Source organism: Halomonas sp. ND22Bw (assembly GCF_003011945.1).
GTDB classification, from domain to species: Bacteria; Pseudomonadota; Gammaproteobacteria; order Pseudomonadales; family Halomonadaceae; genus Halomonas; species Halomonas halophila.
Map to the genome: position 1 here is coordinate 1 of NZ_PXWD01001349.1, position 253 is coordinate 253.

Annotated in this window: 1 protein-coding gene; it reads left to right on the forward strand. The window is 70.8% G+C overall.

The annotated features are described in order from the left end of the window. Window positions 1-253: acetyl-CoA hydrolase/transferase C-terminal domain-containing protein (locus tag CVH10_RS22580; RefSeq protein WP_369335981.1), on the forward strand; the 253-nt coding region annotated here is incomplete at both ends.

Here is a 253-nt window from a genome sequence, read left to right on the forward strand (position 1 = left end):
GGTCAACGCCACGCTTCAGATCGACCTGTCCGGCGCCTGCTGCTCGGAGTTCCTGAACGGACGCCAGTTCACGGCGGCGGGCGGCCAGTTGGACTTCGTGCGCGGGGCCTATGGGTCGGAGGGCGGCAAGTCGATCATCGCCTGTCATTCCACGGCGGCCAAGGGCGCGGCGTCGCGCATCGTGGCGCGTCTGGACGGGCCGGTGACGACGCCGCGCAACGACCCCCACATCGTCGTCACCGCGCACGGCTGG